15 protein-coding genes and 1 tRNA gene are annotated in these 15,420 nt (G+C 70.2%); 3 read left to right on the forward strand and 13 right to left on the reverse strand.

Annotated elements, in window-relative coordinates:
• Window positions 1-13 precede the first annotated feature (13 nt).
• Window positions 14-1,237 (reverse strand): PAS domain-containing protein, encoded by a 1,224-nt coding sequence (locus CKY28_RS09530; RefSeq protein WP_095998093.1) that lies wholly within the window; start codon window positions 1,235-1,237, stop codon window positions 14-16.
• Between the two features lie 173 nt (window positions 1,238-1,410).
• On the opposite strand from CKY28_RS09530, the gene CKY28_RS09535 reads away from it, so the two are divergent.
• From CKY28_RS09535 to CKY28_RS09545, 3 genes are all read left to right on the forward strand, one after another.
• A tRNA-Thr gene (locus CKY28_RS09535) sits at window positions 1,411-1,486 on the forward strand.
• Between the two features lie 148 nt (window positions 1,487-1,634).
• Window positions 1,635-1,853 carry a hypothetical protein gene (locus CKY28_RS09540; protein WP_095998094.1) on the forward strand — a complete coding sequence of 73 codons (219 nt, stop codon included), beginning with the start codon at window positions 1,635-1,637 and terminating at the stop codon, window positions 1,851-1,853.
• 71 nt (window positions 1,854-1,924) lie between these two features.
• Window positions 1,925-4,012, forward strand: a complete 2,088-nt coding sequence (locus CKY28_RS09545) for a putative bifunctional diguanylate cyclase/phosphodiesterase (RefSeq protein ID WP_141243898.1) — start codon at window positions 1,925-1,927, stop codon at window positions 4,010-4,012.
• Here CKY28_RS09545 and CKY28_RS09550 read toward each other — a convergent pair.
• The 12 genes from CKY28_RS09550 to cyoB form a co-directional block, all read right to left on the reverse strand.
• Window positions 4,009-5,307 (reverse strand): ABC transporter substrate-binding protein, encoded by a 1,299-nt coding sequence (locus CKY28_RS09550; protein ID WP_095998096.1) that lies wholly within the window; start codon window positions 5,305-5,307, stop codon window positions 4,009-4,011. The two genes, CKY28_RS09545 and CKY28_RS09550, sit on opposite strands and share 4 nt — an antisense overlap.
• Complete coding sequence (locus CKY28_RS09555) at window positions 5,304-6,125, reverse strand: carbohydrate ABC transporter permease (protein ID WP_095998097.1); 822 nt, start codon at window positions 6,123-6,125, stop codon at window positions 5,304-5,306. The genes CKY28_RS09550 and CKY28_RS09555 overlap by 4 nt, the downstream gene beginning before the upstream one ends.
• Entirely contained in the window at window positions 6,122-6,988 is an 867-nt protein-coding gene (locus CKY28_RS09560; protein WP_245841746.1) for a carbohydrate ABC transporter permease, read from the reverse strand. The genes CKY28_RS09555 and CKY28_RS09560 overlap by 4 nt, the downstream gene beginning before the upstream one ends.
• Window positions 6,985-8,076, reverse strand: coding sequence for an ABC transporter ATP-binding protein (locus CKY28_RS09565; RefSeq protein WP_095998098.1), 1,092 nt, complete (start codon window positions 8,074-8,076; stop codon window positions 6,985-6,987). Before CKY28_RS09565 ends, CKY28_RS09560 begins: the two co-directional genes overlap by 4 nt.
• Window positions 8,077-8,177: 101 nt before the next feature.
• A complete protein-coding gene (locus tag CKY28_RS09570; RefSeq protein ID WP_095998099.1) occupies window positions 8,178-8,696 on the reverse strand; it encodes a vitamin K epoxide reductase family protein in 519 nt (172 codons plus the stop codon).
• Window positions 8,659-9,549: a sterol desaturase family protein gene (locus tag CKY28_RS09575; RefSeq protein ID WP_217989576.1), complete on the reverse strand. Its 891-nt coding sequence runs from the start codon at window positions 9,547-9,549 to the stop codon at window positions 8,659-8,661. The genes CKY28_RS09570 and CKY28_RS09575 overlap by 38 nt, the downstream gene beginning before the upstream one ends.
• Window positions 9,550-9,673: 124 nt before the next feature.
• Complete coding sequence (locus CKY28_RS09580; protein WP_095998101.1) at window positions 9,674-10,210, reverse strand: response regulator transcription factor; 537 nt, start codon at window positions 10,208-10,210, stop codon at window positions 9,674-9,676.
• Window positions 10,177-11,511 carry an ATP-binding protein gene (locus tag CKY28_RS09585; RefSeq protein WP_095998102.1) on the reverse strand — a complete coding sequence of 445 codons (1,335 nt, stop codon included), beginning with the start codon at window positions 11,509-11,511 and terminating at the stop codon, window positions 10,177-10,179. The genes CKY28_RS09580 and CKY28_RS09585 overlap by 34 nt, the downstream gene beginning before the upstream one ends.
• Window positions 11,508-12,227, reverse strand: a complete 720-nt coding sequence (locus CKY28_RS09590; RefSeq protein WP_425442497.1) for an SURF1 family protein — start codon at window positions 12,225-12,227, stop codon at window positions 11,508-11,510. Before CKY28_RS09590 ends, CKY28_RS09585 begins: the two co-directional genes overlap by 4 nt.
• A gap of 146 nt (window positions 12,228-12,373) precedes the next feature.
• Complete coding sequence (cyoD, locus tag CKY28_RS09595; RefSeq protein ID WP_095998103.1) at window positions 12,374-12,730, reverse strand: cytochrome o ubiquinol oxidase subunit IV; 357 nt, start codon at window positions 12,728-12,730, stop codon at window positions 12,374-12,376.
• A complete protein-coding gene (gene cyoC, locus CKY28_RS09600; RefSeq protein ID WP_095998104.1) occupies window positions 12,727-13,341 on the reverse strand; it encodes a cytochrome o ubiquinol oxidase subunit III in 615 nt (204 codons plus the stop codon). The genes cyoD and cyoC overlap by 4 nt, the downstream gene beginning before the upstream one ends.
• Before the next feature lie 4 nt (window positions 13,342-13,345).
• Window positions 13,346-15,418, reverse strand: a complete 2,073-nt coding sequence (gene cyoB, locus CKY28_RS09605) for a cytochrome o ubiquinol oxidase subunit I (RefSeq protein WP_095998105.1) — start codon at window positions 15,416-15,418, stop codon at window positions 13,346-13,348.
• Window positions 15,419-15,420: the final 2 nt, after the last annotated feature.

Below are 15,420 nucleotides of genomic sequence, written 5' to 3' on the forward strand. Positions count from 1 at the left end.
GGATGCGACGATTTCAGCCGAGCGCGCGGACGGCCCGGTCGGTCAGCTTGGGATCGTCGAGCTGGCCCACCACGTCGAGCCCACCTCCCGCCGACACGCGTGCGACGAGCACCACGACATGGCCCGGCTCGGCGGTCTGCTGGAGGTCGATACGGGCCAGGGGCGCACGGTCGGCGAGCACGGGCGCGGGCTTCGCCCGCGGCTTGGCGCGTGCGGCGCGGGCCTCGGCCACCACCGCCTTGATGCCGCCCGCGAAGCCGGACAGACACTCGGAAAGCTCGCCGGCACGCACGCCGCGGTCGCGGGCGTGGCCCAGCACGGTCGCGAACTCGGTCAGGCGCGTCTTGTCGTAGTCCGCGCCGAAGACGAGCTTGGCGACGGGCGTCATGGGCGCGCGCGCCTGCTCCTTGATGCCGGCTTCGGCGAGGATGCGAGCATAGGCGTCGCGGTCTTCCTCGGCGGCGAGCCCAAAATCGTGCGCGCGGCCCAGCGCCCGGTAGAGCGCGGCGCGGCTGCGCGTGTCGGCGGCGCGCACCGCGGCGGCCGATTCGCGCGCCATCATCAGCCGCGCGTCGAGCGTGGCGGGGGTTTCGCCCTCCTCGTCCTCGAAGCCGTGGCTGGGCCCGTCGGCCCAGACGGGCGCGTCGGTGGGCGCGGGCGCGGCGCGGACGGCGGCCGCGAGCTCGGCGTCGAGCGAGGCCTGGACGACCGGATCGGCCAGCTCCTTCCAGTTGATCACGCCGTAGATGAAGTCGATCGCCGCGCCGTCCGACGAGTAGGGCATCAAGATGCCGCGGTAGAGCGTGGTGTGCCCGCGCGTGTTGACGAACTCGGCCTCGAAGCCGATCGGCGCGCGATTAGCGATGATCTGGAGATAATGATCGGTCAGCCGCGAGAGCAACGAGCGCGACGGCACGTCGGCGACGCGGAGCGGATTGCCGACGATGCCGCACTCGTCGCGGAGCGACCGGCCGAGATAGGAGATGACCGGGTCCTCGATCCCGTCCGTGAAGTCGAGCAGCACGCTGTTGTCGCCGAAATCGGCGATGGCGGCCGGATCGAGATCGGCGATGGCGGGGAAGGGCTGGCCCTTCAGCAGCGACACCCAGTGATTATAGGCGCGCACATGCATGCGGCGCTCGTCGCCGCCCAGGTCGAACATCTGCTCGCCGACGCCCGACTCGTCCGTCTCCATCTCGACGTCCGCGCCCGCATCCAGACCGTGGCTCAAGTCCATGCCCTTGTCCCCTGGGGCGCCGCACCGATCGCGGGCCCCTGTCGCGGGCATGTTTGCCGGAACGATGGTAAACGCCGCGTAAAGCGGGCGAGCGCGCTTGCCAGCGCCCGCCTGTGCTGTTATTCGGCCGGCCTTCCAGCCGCGGGCCCCACGAGCCCCGCGTGGCATGGCGTGCCGCCTTAGCTCAGCTGGTAGAGCATCGCATTCGTAATGCGGGGGTCACAGGTTCGAGTCCTGTAGGCGGCACCATATCCCGATCACCAGTCGGCAGGTCAGCCGCTTCGATCAGCGTGGTGCATCCGCCTGATTCCCGCACGGCCCGTTCGCGGGCGGAGATCGCCCGGGCTTGGGCCGGGGGCGATCCGGCGATAAGGGCGGCGCTGAAAGGAAGGTCGCCATGCGCTTCGTCCAGATCGAGATCCTGCCGTCCGGCAAGGCGTTGATCGACATCGACAAGCTCACCCACGCCGTGCCGCAGGAGGAGGGCACCCGGCTATATGTCGGCGCGCAGCACCTGGACGTGCCGCACTCGCTCGACGAGCTGGAGAACGTGCTCGCCGGACGCGAGCGGACCGACGACGGGGAGGGCGGGGGTGCCGGCTTCCACATCCGCTGACACGTCCGGGGCGCGCCTAACCCGGCGGTAACCCTTGTTGTTTACACCGCGCGGCCGAGGAGGATCTCGCCGTGCGGATTTCGATCGCCACCAGGGTGACGGCGGCTTGCGCCGCGGTGCTGCTGCTGTCCGTGCTGCTCGTGGCCTCGGGGCTCAGGGTCGGCGGGCAGGTGCAGGCGGCGAACGAGGGCATCGACCAGCTGACGCACCTGCTCCGGCGGCAGGATCGCGAGGATCGGGCGCAACGGCGGCTCCGCCTCGCGCTCGGCGACGCGACGCGCGTCGCGGAGCAGGGCAAGCCCGTCGCGGACAGGCGCTGGGCGGAGCTCGCCGCCGAGCTGCGGGCGTTCGCCGTGCTGTCCGCGTCGTCGAACGGCGGCGACGCCGCCGCCCTATCCCCCGAGCTGCACGAGGCGCTGGCGCAGACGCGCGCGGCGGCGCTCGGCTTCGTGCCCACGGCGCGCGACCTCATCGAGGTCGCCCGGCGCGATCCCACGGCGATCAAGGCGGAGATGCCCGGCTTCCTCGGCGCGCTGAAGCGGCTGGAGGCGGAGCGGACGGAGGCGCGCGAGGCGCTCGGCCGCGCGATCGAGGAGGCGGTCGACGCCAACATCGCGTTCAGCCGCCGCAACACCGTCCGGCTGCTCGCCGGCGCGCTGGCGGCGGTCGCCGTGCTGTTCGCGATGGCGGTGTGGCTGCGCCTGCGCGTTCTGAAGCCCATCGTGGCGATCGCCTCGCGGTTGCGCGACTTCGACGACGAGCGGCCGGACGCGGCGGGCGTGCCCGGCCTGGAGCGCGCGGATGAGCTGGGCGACCTGGCGCGCGGGCTGTCCGAATATCGCGAGGCGGTCGAGGCGCGCCGCGCCGCGCAGCGCCGGGTCGACTTCCTCGCGCACCACGACGCGCTGACCGGATTGCCCAACCGGCTGCTCTTCGAGAACCGCCTCGCGCACGAACTCGCGCGCAGCCGCCGGACGGGCGATCAGGTCGCCGTGTTCGCGATCGACATGGACGGGTTCAAGGGCATCAACGACCGGTTCGGCCATGCCGGCGGCGACGAGGCGCTGCGCCGCGCCGCCGCGCTGCTGGCGGACTGCATCCGCGCCGACGACCTGGTGGCGCGGATCGGCGGCGACGAGTTCGCCGTGATCCAGGTCGCGCCCTCGCAGCCCGCCGCCGCCGAAGCGTTGCTGTCCCGCCTGTCGCGCGCGACCGCCAAGACCGCGGACGAGGAGGTGGCGATCCGGATGAGCGTCGGCGTGGCGATCTCCGGGCCCGACCAGGACGGCGACGAGCTCTACAACTCGGCGGACATGGCGCTCTACCGCGCCAAGGGGGACGGCCGGAACACCGCGCGTTTCTTCGACACGGGGCTGCAGGAGGAGATCAGGCTCAAGCGCCGGCTCGCCCGCGACCTCGAGGACGCGATCGAGGCGGGCGGTCTGTACGTCGTGTACCAGCCGATCGCGACCGCGGGGGCGATGCGCGTCGTCGGCCATGAGGCGCTGCTGCGCTGGCGGCATCCCGAGCTCGGCGAGATCGCGCCGGCCCAATTCATCCCCATCGCCGAGTCGACGGGGCAGATCGGTCGGATCGGCCTCTGGATGGCGGACCAGGCGATCGCGGCCGCCGCGACCTGGGATCCGTCGGTCGCGCTGTCGCTCAACCTGTCGCCCATCCAGTTCCGCGAGCCCGACCTGGGCGGCGCGCTGCTCTCGCTCGCCGAGCGTCACGGCGTCGCGGCCGACCGGTTGGAGTTCGAGGTGACGGAGAGCGCCACGCTGCTCGGCCACCATCGCGACGCGGTGCTCGCGACGCTCAGGCGGCTGCAGGCGGCGGGCGCGCGGATCGCGATGGACGATTTCGGCACCGGCCACTCCTCGCTCAGCAACCTCAAGGATTTCGGGTTCGACAAGCTCAAGGTCGACCGGAGCTTCGTCGCCGCCATGCTGACGCACCAGCCCTCGGCGTCGATCGTCAAGGCGACGATCGGATTGGGGCGGAGCCTGGGGGTGCGGATCGTCGCCGAGGGCGTCGAGACCGAGCGGCAGTTGGAGCGCCTGCGCGAATGGGGCTGCGACCAGGTGCAGGGCTATCTGATCGGCCGTCCCGCGACGCGCGACGAGGTGGACCGGCGGGCGTCGGTCGGCGTCCCTTAGAGCGTGCTCGCCAGCAGCTCGTTGACCCGCCGCTCGGCGTCGGCGAGCGCCCGGTCGACCGACTTGGTGCCCGCCACCGCGGACGCGACCTCCTCGCCGATCAGCCCCTCGATCGCGCCCTGGCGCTGGACGTAGGGCGGGAGCAGACGGCCGTTCGACGCGAGCGGCGCGATGTCGGCGCGGTGGGGCAGCGCCCGGAAGCGTGGGTCGTCGACCACCGCCTGCACGGCGGGCAGGTGTCCGGTGCGCGACCAGTCGAAATTGCGCTCCGCCATGAAGCGCAGCAGCCGGGCGATAGCGGCCTCCTGCTCGGGCGTGCGCTCGCGGCGCGGCATGACCCAGCTATGGCCGTCGACGAACGACGCCTCGCGCCCGAACAGGCGCGGGTAGGGGAAGACCGCATAGGCGCCGTAGAGCGGGCGGCCGGGCGTCTTCGCCTCCGCGTCGAAGGGGCCGATCATCCAGGTGCCCGTAGGAAACACGCCGCCCTCTCCCCCTAAGAAGCTCGCGATGGCGGCGGGGTTGTCCTGGTTGGTCGTGGTGAGGCCTTCGCGCTCCAGCGTGCGGAACAGCTCGAGTACGCGCTTCGCCTCGGGCGTCCGCAGCCGGACGTGGCGCGCGTCGGGGAAGATCACCGCCTCCTGCGCGAGGAGGTAGGTGTAGAGGTTGCGCGTGTGCGTGGCGGGGTCGTTGACCGAGCTCTGGACGAGATAGGGTTTACCCGTCGCCGCCTTGAAGCGGCGCGCATGGGCGAGCAACTCGTCGGCGGAGCGCGGCAGGACGGGGCGGCCGCCCTCCATCAATCCGGCTTGCTCGAACAGCCGTGTATTGACGTGGAACAAGCCACCCACCGTGTCCCAGGGGAGGCCGTAGACGCGGCCGTCCTTGACGACGCCGCGCTGGCCCGCCGCGGTGAAGTCGGCGGGCTGGAGTCCCGCCTGGGCGAGCACGCCGTCGAGCGGTTGGAGGAGGCCGCGGGTCTGATAGTCGGTGATCAGCCCCTGGTGCATCGTCACCAGGTCGGGCGGCTCGTTCGCCGCCATCTGCGCCGCGAGCTGCGCGTAGCCGGGCCAGGCGACGATGTTGATCTTGAGCTCGATGTCGGGGTTCTCGGCCCGGAAGCGGTTCAGGAGCGTCGTGACGATGCCGCATTCGCCCTCCGCCCCGCCGATGTCGAGCGAGCGGCCGTACTCGGCGCTGCAATCGCCGAAGAAGCGCTGGAGGTGGATCTCCGTGCGGTCCGGTCCTTGGGCGCAGCTGCCGAGCAGGAGCAGCGGGGCGAGCCACCGCCTCATTTGACCGCGCCGCCGATCGCGTTGACGATTTGGCGCTGGAACAGGACGTACACGATGAGGATCGGCAAGGACGCGAACACCGCCTGCGCCATCAGATAGCCGAGCCCGTTGGTCTGCGCATAGTTGGCCTGGGCGGAGGCGAGGCCGACGGTGAGCGTGAAGCGGTCGCTCGTCGTCGCCGAGATGAGCGGCCACCAATAGGCGTTCCACGAGCCGAGGAAGGTGAACACGCCGAGCGTCGCCTGGGCCGGCACGGTGAGCGGCAGCAGCACGCGCGCGAAGATCTGGAACGTCGACGCGCCGTCAAGCGCCGCCGCCTCGTCCAGATCGCGCGGCAGCCCGCGGAAATACTGCGTCATGAAGAACACGCCGAACGAGCCGACCAGCCCCGGCAGGATCAGGCCGGGATAGCTGTTGTGCAGGCCTAACCATGCGAACAGCCGGTGCTGCGGCAGGATCACCGCCTGTTCGGGGATGGCGAGGCCCAGCAGCACGAACACGAACAGCGTGCGCCGGAACGGGAAGTCGAGCCGCGCGAACGCGAAGCCCGCGAGCGACGAGAGCGCCAGCACGCCCGCCGTCGTGCCGAGCGACACGATCAGCGAGTTGAGCAACCAGCGGAACACCATGTCGCCCTTGAGGATCGCGCCGTAGTTCTCGAGCGTGTACGGCCCACGGAACGCCGCGCCCGTGTCCTGCAGGAGCTCGGCGTTGCTCTTCAGCGACAGAAGCACCGTCCAGACGAGCGGCGCCACCATCGCGGCCGCGCCCACCAGCGTCAGCACCAGCGCCAGCGGCGGCATGCGGTCGCGGTTCATCGCGCGTCCTCGCGCGGGCGCGCCGCCCAGTACTGCGCCAAGGTCGCCAGCAACACGAGCGTGAACAGGATCTCGGCCGCGGCGAGCGCGTAGCCCAGCTCCCAGCGGACGAACGCCACCTCGAAGATGAACAGCACCACCGGCCGCGACGCGCCGCTCGGGCCGCCGGCGGTGAGCAGCTGCGCCTGGCCGAACAGCTGGAGCTGCGCCGCGGTCTGGAGCATCACGACGAGGAGCAGCGTGCGGCGAAGCTGGGGAAGGGTGATGCGCCGGAACGTCGTCCAGCGGCTCGACCGGTCGAGCGCGGCAGCCTCGTACATGTCGGACGGGATCTGCTGCAGCCCCGCCAGGAACAGCATCATGGGCAGACCGATCGACCACCAGATGGTGGTGAGCGCGAGCGCCGGGATGGTGAGGTCGGGGTGGCTGAGCCAGGGCAGCGGCTCGCGGCCCAGCGCCTGCGCCACCTCGGCGAACAGCCCCGCGTCGGGCGTCAGCACGAAGCGCCAGATCAGCGTCACGATCGTGACGGACAGCACCGACGAGGAGAAGAACACGCCCCTCAGCACCGCCGCGCCTCGCGTCCGTCGGTTGAGCGCGACCGCCAGCGCCAGCGTGAGCGCGGTGAGCGTCGGCACGATCAGCAGCACGAGCTTGAACGTGTTGCGGAGCGCGTGGAGGAACACGGGGTCGGAGAGGAGCCGCCCGTAATTGCCGAGACCCGTCCACACCTTCGCCCCGAACAGGTCGGCGCGATAGAAGCTGAGCCCCATACCCATGAGCAGCGGGAAGATGAGCAGCGCGGCGTAGAGGATCAGGAATGGTGCGACATAGGCCAGCCCCTGCCAGCGTGCGGTCCTCACGCCCCCGCCTCGGCATGGTGGCCCACGCCTTGCGCGTCGAACAGATGCGCGCGCTCGCCCTTGATCCGCAGCCCCACCACGTCGCCGACGCGCACGCGGCTGTTGCCCTCGTCCTCGCCCGTGATCTCGTCGCCGCTGCGGAGCTTGGCGTAGACGAGCGTGCGCTCGCCCAGCCGCTCGACCAGCTCGACCTTGGCGTCGGTGGTGCCGCCGCCCGGCGCGGTGACCTCGACGTTCTCGGGGCGCAGGCCGAGCTCCAGCGTGCCGCCGCCGAAGCCGTTGAGCGCCACGCGCGTCTCCACCTCCGCGCCGTCGCCCAAGCGCACGCGGACGAGCGCGCCGTTGGCGACCGGTTCGACGGGCAGAAGATTCATCGCCGGCGAGCCGACGAAGCGCGCGACGAAGCTGTTGGCGGGGCGGAGATAAATCTCCATCGGCGCGCCGACCTGCTGGATGCGGCGGTCGTTCATGACGACGATGCGGTCGGCGAGCGTCATCGCCTCCGCCTGGTCGTGCGTCACCATGACGAAGGCGGCGTCGACGCGTTGGCGCAGATCGGCGAGCTCGAGCCGCGTACGCATGCGGAGCGCCGCGTCGAGGTTGGACAGCGGCTCGTCGAGCAGGAACAGCCGCGGGTGCTTCACGATCGCGCGGCCGATCGCGACGCGCTGGCGCTGGCCGCCCGACAGCTGGCCGGGGCGCTTGTCGAGGTGCGCCTCGATCTCCAGGATGCGCGCGGCCTCGGCGACGCGGGCGGCGATCTCGGCGGGGGGGACGTGCGCGTTCTTGAGGCCGAACGCCATGTTCCCGCGCACCGTCATGTGCGGGTAGAGCGCGTAGTGCTGGAACACCATGGCGACGCCGCGGTCGCCCGGCGGCAGTTGGTCGATGCGCCGCCCGTCGAGCCGCACCTCGCCCGCGTCCGCCGTCTCCAGGCCTGCGATGATGCGGAGCAGCGTCGACTTGCCGCTACCCGAAGGGCCCAGGAACGCGACGAACTCGCGCGGTTCGAGCGCCAGCGATATGTCGTCCAGCACCGGCGTCTTGCCGTACGCCTTGCGGACGTTGATCAGTTCCAGGCTATTCAATCGGCATCCTCTGAGTCGCGAGCGTAACGGGCGGATGCGGGCCCGTCACGCGCTTTCATGTGCTTGAAAACAAATCCGGCGCACGTCCGCGCCAACCTGGGTTAGTGAACCGTCTCGCCACCTCGGCCGGCGCGGATCGCCTCCGGCAGGCTAAGCGCCAGCGTCGCGCCCGAGATGACGGTGGCGATCTGGCAGTAGCTGCACAGCTTCTTGTTCTCGCGCCATTCCTGGGTCGCCAGCGCAAGGCAGGTCGCGAAGTCGGCCGCGGCCTTGCCAACCGTCACGTAGGACAGCGCCGGGTTCTGCCGGGCGCGGTCCTTGCCGCCCGCCGCCAGCGCCATCGCGGTTAGGCCGTAGTTGACGAGCATCATCGGCCCGTCCGGCTGCTGGAGCATGGAATAGGCGTAGTCGGACGCGTCCACCTTCTCCGCGTCCCAGATCTTGCCCGGAAGGATGTCGGGCAGGCGCTTCACCAGCCCCGTCTGGTACGCGGTCACCGCGCCCGCCAGCACCGCGCCCAACAGGCTCAGGCCGATGCCGATGCGGCGGTTGGTCAGGTCGGGGCCGGTCCCCTCGCGGAGCTCATGGCTGAGTTGGGACGGCTGGAGCAGTTCGGGCATGGTGGTCCTCCTCGCCCAGGCCAACGTTTCGGGCCGGCGGCGGCTCCCACGCGTCGCGCTGGCGCGAGAAGGGGAGGGCGAGCGAGGGCCGGACGTCGAGGTGCTCGCGATACGCTTTGACGCCGATCGGCTGGCCTCTCTGCGGGACGTCGAGGCGGAAAGTGCCGTGGAGTCGGTCCCAGAAGCTCAGGCCGCTCGACCAGTTCGAGCCCGTGCGGTCGGGCTCGGCCATGTGGTGGATGCCGTGCATGCGCGGCGTGGTGACGGCGAGCGCGAGCAGCCGGTCCCAGCGCTCGGGCAGGCGGAGATTGCTGTGATGGAACAGCACCGCGAGGAAGAACCAGCCGCGCCAGACCTCCAGCGCGCGCGGCGAAGCGCCCGACACGAGCACCTGGGCACAGCGGAAGGGTGCCGAGACGAGCATGTCGACCGCGTGGAAGCGGAGCGCGGTGGACGCGTCGAGGTCGAGGTCGACGTGATGGACGAGGTGGAGCCGCCACAACGCCGGTACCTCGTGCGTGAGGACGTGCCAGACATAGGTCGTGTAATCCATCAGCAGGAACCCGACCGCGTCGCGCGCCCAGGCGGGCCCCGGCAGCGCCTGCGCGACGCCGACGCCGTTCCGCTCGCACCAGCGCGCGAGCGCGCGGGAGGCGGGCGCCTCGACCGCGGACATGGCGGCCATGCTCATCGCGCCGAGCGCGACGTTCGTGGGAAGGCGGCCGCGGTCGGGGAGCGTGCGGTCGCGCAACGGCCGGCGGCGCTCGGCGACGAGGATGGCGAGGGCTGCGGCGCCGAGAAGGGTGGCGCCGGCGAGGAGGGTGGGGCTGACCTTGAGTCCCCCCACCGTCACCCCGGACTTGTTCCGGGGTCCATGCGCGTTCGCCTCGTTCGCGACTGTCTTCTCGACCAAGCGGACGCGCGTGGATGCCGGATCAAGTCCGGCATGACGGGGAGGAGGAGAGGCGGGCGCCTTCTTACCCCACATGCCGCTTCCCCAATTTCCGCGCCAAGGTCCGCCGGTGCATGCCCAACCGCCGCGCGGTCTCCGAGATGTTGAACCCCGTCTCCGCTAGCACCTCGTTGATCCGCTCCGCCTCCAGCGTCTTGATGCTCGTCGGCCGCGCGCCGATCGCCACGTCGGCGTCGCCCTCCGCCTTGTGGAACGCGGCCTCGATGTCGTCGGTGTTGGCGGGCTTGGGGAGATAGTGGCACGCGCCGAGCTTGATCGCCTCCACGGCCGTGGCGATGCTCGCGAAGCCGGTCAGCACGACGATCAGCATCTCCGGATCGTGCGCGTGGAGACGCTGCACCACCGTCAGCCCCGACGCCGCGCCGAGCTTCAGGTCCACGACGGCGTAGTCGGGCTCGAACGCGGCCAAGATCGCGTCCAGCTCGTCGGGCCCGTGCGCCACGCGCACCGCGTAGCCGCGCCGCTCGAACGAGCGGGCGAGCGTGCGGGCGAAGGTCTGGTCGTCCTCTACGAGGAGGAGGGTGCGCTGGTCCTGGTCCATCTCAACGACGCCTCGTTCGCTCCGATCGTGGCGAGCGGCAGGGTCAGCGTCACCGCCGCTCCGCGCTCCCGATTTTCCACATCCAGCCGCCCGCCGAGCTTGCGCGCGACGTTCGCCGTCAGGAACAGCCCGACCCCGTGCCCGGGTCCCTTGCTCGACTGGAGTGGGCGGCCGAGCGACGCGAGCAGGTCGGGCGCGAAGCCCTCGCCGCGGTCGAGCACCGTCACCTTCAGCGCGCCGTCCTCGCGCCGCGCCGCCAGCGTGACCTGGCCGGGCGACGCCTCGCGCGCGTTCTCGAGCAGGTTCCACACCGCCTGGCGGAGCGAGGGGTCGGCGATGATCCGCTCCTCCTCGTCGAGTGCCAAGTCGACGAACAGCGGCTCGCGCTCGTGCAGCGTGCGCCAGTCCTCGGCCAGCCCCTCCAGGAAGGCGCGCGCGCCGATCGGCTCGGGCGCCAGCCCGCGCGGCTCGCCCGCGGACGCGAGCACGCCCGTCACGATCGCCTTGCAGCGCTCGACCTCCGCTTGCGCTTCCGCGACCTCCTCCATCAGCGAAGGGTCGGCCTGGACGGCCGGCATGCGCCGCCAGTCGCCCAGGATCACGGACAGGCTGGCGAGCGGCGTGCCGAGCTCGTGCGCCGCGCCGCTCGCGAGCAAGCCCATGCGGACGATGCCGTCCTCCTCGGCCGCGCGGCGGCGCAGCTCGGCCAGGTTGCGGTCGCGCTGGCGGATGATCGCGCCGATGCGGCCGATGAACAGCACGAGAAGGACCGCGATCAGACCGTAGTTGAGCCACTCGCCCAGCAGGAACAGCGACCCCGCCTCGCCCTGCAGCGCGGGCGGCAAGCGAAGCGGGCGGTACACGGCCGTCAGCAGCGCGAAGCACGCGCCCGTCAGCACCACGAGCACCCAGGCCGACCAGGCCTCGAGCAGGATCGCGCCCAACACCACCTGGAGGAGGTAGAGTGCGGCGAACGGATTGGTGGCGCCGCCGCTGAGGTAGAGCTGCACGGTGAGCGCGCCGACGTCGACCACGAGCGACAGGAACAGCGCCCAGTTGGTCACCTCGCGCCGGCGGAGCAGCCGGACGCAGACGAGGTTGACCGCCGCCAGCGCCGCCACCGTCGCGACCATCGGCTCGACGGGCAGCGGCACGCCGAGCCGGTAGCGGACGATGAGGATGGTGACGAGCTGCCCCACCACCGCCAGCCAGCGCAGCTGGACGAGCTGGCGGAGATTGTCGGCCGCCGCGTCGACGCTGGGCGGCCGACGGCCGAGGGTGAGGAGCCGTGCGTCGGTCATCGCCGACCCCGCTCGTAGCGGACGAGGAGGTACAGGCCGACCGCGGTCAGGATCGCGAGCGCGAACCAGGTGAGGGCGTATTGCAGGTGCTGGTTGCGGAAGCGGACCTGGGTCAGGCCGCCCTTCGGAAAGTCGTCCGAACCGGACGCTACGGCGTCGATGAAGTAGGGTGCGACATTGCCCAGACCTCTCGCGCCGGCGATCGCCTGGACGTCGCGCGAGTACCAGCGATCGGCTCGCGGGTCGTTGCTGCGCAGGAACCCGCCGCCGGGCTCGGTTAGGCGAAGCAGGCCGGTGACGGTCACGGCCTCCTCGGGCCTGGTCACGGGCGCGCTCCGGTCCTGCGGCACGAAGCCGCGGTTGACGAGCAGCGTGAAGCCGCGGTCGGTCGCGAGCGGGGTGAGCAGCCAGTAGCCGGCGCCGTAATCGGTGACGGCCTGCACCAGCGTCTCGCGGTCGTGGAGGAAGCGGCCGGTCGCGTCGACCTTGAGGTACTCATAGCCCTGCCGGTCGACGCGCGGCCAGATCGTCGGGCCGGGCGCGGCGACCGGGGCCGCGTCCACCCGCGCCTCGACGCGCTCGATCAGGTCGAGCTTCCACGCGCGGCGCTCGAATTGCCACACGCCGAGCGCGACGAAGCCGGCCATCAACGCGAGGCCGGCGAGGACGAGCATGTAGAAGGTCGGGCGGGAGCGCCGCGCCGAGGTGGTCGCCATGCTACGACCCTAGCTCGTCACCCCGGGCTTGACCCGGGGTCCACGCGCGTTCCTGTCTGCAAGCGGTGCGCTCGTGAACGACGTACGCGCATGGATGCCGGATCAAGTCCGGCATGACGGCATGTGGGACAGGGCAGGGCGGACCCTCACCCCATCGCCTGTATCTGCTGCATGTCGGGCATCATGTTCGCGTTCAAATGATGCATGACCCACAATGATCCGGCCAGCGTGATCACCACCAGCACCGCCGTGAACACGAGCGCCATGAACGTCCAGCCGCCCTCCGACCTGGTGTTCATGTGGAGGAAGTAGACCATGTGCACCACGATCTGCACGAGGGCCGCGCCCATCACGAAGAGCGCGGTGGTCTGCTTGTCGAGCTGGCCCAGCATGACCAGCGCGAAGGGGACGGCGGTCAGGACCACCGACAGGCCGAAACCGATCAGGTAATCGCGGCGCGTGCCGTGCGCCTCGCCGGACGCGTGGGTGTTGTGCGCGCTCATCGCAGAACTCCGAGCAGGTAGACGAAGGTGAAGACGCCGATCCAGACGACGTCGAGGAAATGCCAGAACATGCTGAGGCACTGGACGCGGCGCTGATTGGCCTCGATCAGGCCGCGCCGGGCGACCTGCACCATCAGCACGACGAGCCAGACGAGGCCGAAGAAGACGTGGAGCCCGTGCGTGCCGACCAGCGTCCAGAAGCTCGACAGGAAGGCGGAGCGCTGCGGCGTCGCGCCCTCGTGGATCAGGTGCGCGAACTCGTACATCTCGATACCGAGGAACGCCGCGCCGAACAGGCCGGTAATCCCGAGCCAGCCAAGCACCGCGCGCTGCCGCCCTTCGCCCATCGCGATCATCGCGAAACCGTAGGTGATCGACGACAGCAGCAGCATGCTCGTGTTGAGCGCCACCAGCGGCAGGTCGAACAGCTCGGCGGGCGTCGGCCCGCCCGCATAGGCGGTGCCGAGCACGCCGTAGGTGGCGAACAGCACCGCGAAGATGAGGCAGTCGCTCATCAGGTACATCCAGAAGCCGAGCGCGGTGGAGCCTTCGGGATGGTGGTCCTCCTCCGTCAGGTAGAAGGAGGGACCGATCGGGGTCATGGCGCTCATGGGTTCAAGCTCCCGCCAGCGCGAGGACGTCGCGGTCCTGCTCGCGCGGGCTGTCGGGGTCGCGGGGTCGGGCTGCGCCCTGGAGCGCGCGGGTGCGCTCCCCTTCGACGCGGGCGACCTCCACGGCCGGAATGTGGTAGTCGCGGTCGTAGTTGAAGCTGTGCCAGATCGCGCCGCCGACGATCGCGGCGAGGCTGAGCGCCGCGAGCCACCAGATGTACCACACCATCGCGAAGGCGAAGGCGACAGACAGGCCCGCCAGGATCACGCCGGTCCCTGTGTTCTTGGGCATGTGGATCGGGCGGTAGCCGGCCAGCGGCCGCTCATGCCCCCGCGCCTTCATGTCGTAGAAGGCGTCGAGTTCGTGCGCCACCGGCGTGAAGGCGAAGTTGTAGGCCGGGGGCGGCGAGCTGGTGGACCATTCGAGCGTGCGGCCGTCCCAAGGGTCGCCCGTCACGTCGCGGAGCTCCTCGCGCTTGTAGATCGACCAGCCGAACTGGGCGAGCATGGCGGCGATGCCGCCCGCGATCAGCACCGCGCCGACGGCTGCGATGACGAACCAGATCTGCAGGCTGGGGTCGTCGAAGTGGCGCAGGCGGCGCGTCACGCCCATGAGGCCCAGCACGTAGAGCGGCGCGAAGGCGGTGACGAAGCCGACCACCCAGAGCCAGAAGCTGGCGCGGCCGAGACCCTCGTGCAGGCGGAAGCCGAACGCCTTGGGCCACCAATACTGGATGCCCGCGAACAGGCCGAACAGCACGCCGCCGATGATGACGTTGTGGAAATGCGCCACCAGGAACAGCGAGTTGTGCAGCACGAAGTCCGCCGGCGGGACCGCCAGCAGCACGCCCGTCATGCCGCCCACCACGAAGGTGAGCATGAAGGCGACCGTCCACATCATCGGCAGCTCGAAGCGGATGCGGCCGCGGTACATGGTGAACAGCCAGTTGAAGATCTTCGCACCCGTGGGGATCGAGATCACCATGGTGGTGATACCGAAGAAGCTGTTGACCGCCGCGCCCGACCCCATGGTGAAGAAGTGGTGGAGCCAGACGAGGTAGGACAGGATGGTGATGACCGCGGTCGCGTAGACCATCGACGTGTAGCCGAAGAGCCGCTTGCCGCTGAAGGTCGACACGATCTCCGAGAAGATGCCAAAGGCGGGGAGGATCAGGATGTAGACCTCCGGGTGGCCCCAGATCCAGATGAGGTTCACGTACATCATCGGGTTGCCGCCGTTGGTGTTCGTGAAGAAGGCCGTGCCGACGTAGCGGTCGAGGCTGAGCAGCGCGAGCGTGGCTGTCAGCACCGGGAAGCTGGCCACGATCAGGATGTTGGAGCAGAGCGACGTCCAGCAGAAGACGGGCATCTTCATCATGGTCATGCCCGGCGCGCGCATCTTCACGATCGTCGCGATCAGGTTGATGCCCGACAGCGTCGTGCCGACGCCCGCCACCTGCAGCGCCCATATGTAATAGTCGACGCCGACGTCCGGGCTGAAGTCGATGCCCGACAGCGGCGGAAAGGCGAGCCAGCCCGTGCGCGCGAACTCGCCCACGAACAGCGACATCATGATCACTACCGCGCCCGCGGCCGTCATCCAGAAGCTGAAATTGTTGAGGAACGGGAAGGCGACGTCGCGCGCGCCGATCTGGAGCGGGATCAGGTAGTTCATGATGCCCGTGATCAGCGGCATGGCGACGAAGAAGATCATGATCACGCCGTGGGCGGTGAACACCTGGTCATAGTGGTGGGCGTTGAGGTAGCCCTGCGATTCGCCGAACGCGACCGCCTGCTGCCCGCGCATCATCAGCGCGTCGGCGAAGCCGCGCAGCAGCATGACGACGCCCAGCACCATGTACATGATGCCGACCTTCTTGTGGTCGACGCTCGTGAACCACTCGCGCCAGAGATAGCCCCAGAGCCGGAAGTAGGTCAGCGCGCCCAAGAGCGCGACGCCGCCCAGCGCTACGACGCCGAAGGTCGCGACGATGATCGGCTCGTGCAGCGGGAACGACTCGAGCCCGAGCCGGCCGAAGATGGAGGATGTGGTCTCGGAGTGAGTGGGCGTGGACATGG

It is taken from the genome of Sphingomonas lenta (assembly GCF_002288825.1).
In the GTDB taxonomy this organism is placed as follows: Bacteria; Pseudomonadota; Alphaproteobacteria; order Sphingomonadales; family Sphingomonadaceae; genus Sphingomonas; species Sphingomonas lenta.

What these genes read in the sequence shown, in the direction of transcription:
- CKY28_RS09530 (WP_095998093.1), bottom strand. Translation starts at nt 1,237, where the DNA reads ATGGACTTGAGCCACGGTCTGGATGCGGGCGCGGACGTCGAGATGGAG.
- CKY28_RS09540 (WP_095998094.1), top strand. Translation starts at nt 1,635, where the DNA reads ATGCGCTTCGTCCAGATCGAGATCCTGCCGTCCGGCAAGGCGTTGATC.
- CKY28_RS09550 (WP_095998096.1), bottom strand. Translation starts at nt 5,307, where the DNA reads ATGAGGCGGTGGCTCGCCCCGCTGCTCCTGCTCGGCAGCTGCGCCCAA.
- CKY28_RS09555 (WP_095998097.1), bottom strand. Translation starts at nt 6,125, where the DNA reads ATGAACCGCGACCGCATGCCGCCGCTGGCGCTGGTGCTGACGCTGGTG.
- CKY28_RS09570 (WP_095998099.1), bottom strand. Translation starts at nt 8,696, where the DNA reads ATGCCCGAACTGCTCCAGCCGTCCCAACTCAGCCATGAGCTCCGCGAG.
- CKY28_RS09580 (WP_095998101.1), bottom strand. Translation starts at nt 10,210, where the DNA reads ATGGACCAGGACCAGCGCACCCTCCTCCTCGTAGAGGACGACCAGACC.
- CKY28_RS09585 (WP_095998102.1), bottom strand. Translation starts at nt 11,511, where the DNA reads ATGACCGACGCACGGCTCCTCACCCTCGGCCGTCGGCCGCCCAGCGTC.
- CKY28_RS09590 (WP_425442497.1), bottom strand. Translation starts at nt 12,227, where the DNA reads ATGGCGACCACCTCGGCGCGGCGCTCCCGCCCGACCTTCTACATGCTC.
- cyoD (WP_095998103.1), bottom strand. Translation starts at nt 12,730, where the DNA reads ATGAGCGCGCACAACACCCACGCGTCCGGCGAGGCGCACGGCACGCGC.
- cyoC (WP_095998104.1), bottom strand. Translation starts at nt 13,341, where the DNA reads ATGAGCGCCATGACCCCGATCGGTCCCTCCTTCTACCTGACGGAGGAG.
- cyoB (WP_095998105.1), bottom strand. Translation starts at nt 15,418, where the DNA reads ATGTCCACGCCCACTCACTCCGAGACCACATCCTCCATCTTCGGCCGG.